A 1,400-nucleotide genomic window follows, 5' to 3' on the forward strand; every position below is an offset into this window, starting at 1 on the left:
CTAGTAGTGCTTGGTCAGGTTGGTGTTGCTGTGGGTATGTCGCGGTGGCAGGTGGGGCAGGCGCCGGTCCAGGTTGCGAGGAGGGTCTGTAGTTCGCGGACGACTTGGTAGAGGCTCAGGCCGGCGCCGTGTCTTTTGGGGCTCGGGCCAGTCGTTGCAGGGTGCAGAAGGCGTGGGCGACGGAGACGAGGGTGACGTGGTGGTGCCAGCCGGTCCAGGTGCGGCCCTCGAAGTGGGCCAGGCCGAGGGCCTGTTTCATCTCGCGGTAGTCGTGTTCGATGCGCCAGCGGAGTTTGGCCAGGCGGACCAGCGTGGTGAACGGGGTGTCGGCGGGCAGATCGGAGAGCCAGAACTGGACCGGCTCGTCCTCGGTGGCGGGCCACTCGGCCAGCAGCCAGCACTCGGGCAGTACGGGGCCGTCGGTGGCGCGGGCGATCTCGCGTCCGGCAGGCCGGATCCGCAGCGTGACGAACCGCGAGTACATACGTTTCAGTCCGGACCGGCCTGTGCCGGGGCGGGATCCCTCCCGCCATTGCACCGGTTTCGCCGCTTTCCGGCCCGCCGCGATGACCAGCTGTTTCACCGATCGGGGCTTGTCCGGGTACTTCGCCACCGGCGGCCGTCCCGTCCCGGAGTAGTCCGCTGTGACCGGGACGGCCTCACCCGGCTGGGCCGACAGCGTGGTGGAGATGCCGACCACGTAGTTGAGGCCGCGGGCTGCCAGACCGAGCCGGAAGGCGGCGGCGTCGCCGTAGCCGGCGTCCGCGACGGCCAGCGGCACATCGATCCCCCACGAGCGGGTCTCATCGAGCATGTCCAGCGCGAGCTGCCATTTCTCGACGTGCCCGATGTCGTCAGGGATACCGCAGGCGGTACGGCGTGCGACCTTGTCCGGATCCGCCTTCGGCGATCCGGCCGCCCAGGTCTCCGGCAGGAACAGCCGCCAGTTGACCGCCGCCGACGCGTGATCCGAGGCCAGGTGCAGCGAGACGCCCACCTGGCAGTTGGTGACCTTGCCCGCGGTGCCGGTGTACTGCCGCGACACGCACGCCGACGCGTCGCCGTCCTTGAGGAAACCGGTGTCATCGAAGACCACCGCGGCCGGCCGGATCACCGCTTCCATCTTCCAGGCAAGCCGGGCCCGGATATGGGACGGATCCCACGGACTGGTGGTGACGAAGTGCGCCAGGGCCTGCCGGTTCCCGTCCTCGCCCAGCCGCGCAGCCATCGGCTCGACCGACTTACGTCTGCCGTCGGTCAGCAGCCCACGCAGGTAGACCTGTCCCCAACGGCGCTGATCGTTCCGCACGAACGGCTCGAACACCTCCGCCGCGAACGCCTCCAACTCACCACGCACAGCAGCAATCTCGTCCGGAGTCACACCCCCATCAACGCACACC

The 1,400-nt window shown here is 69.1% G+C and carries 1 protein-coding gene; it reads right to left on the bottom strand.

Features of this window, described 5'->3' with window-relative positions:
- Positions 1 to 115: 115 nt before the first annotated feature.
- On the bottom strand, positions 116 to 1,381 hold the full coding sequence (locus IF11_RS0135985) for an IS701 family transposase (protein WP_030356014.1): 1,266 nt from the start codon (positions 1,379 to 1,381) through the stop codon (positions 116 to 118).
- Between the last annotated feature and the right edge of the window lie 19 nt (positions 1,382 to 1,400).

This window comes from Streptomyces scopuliridis RB72 (genome assembly GCF_000718095.1).
GTDB classification, from domain to species: Bacteria; Actinomycetota; Actinomycetes; order Streptomycetales; family Streptomycetaceae; genus Streptomyces; species Streptomyces scopuliridis.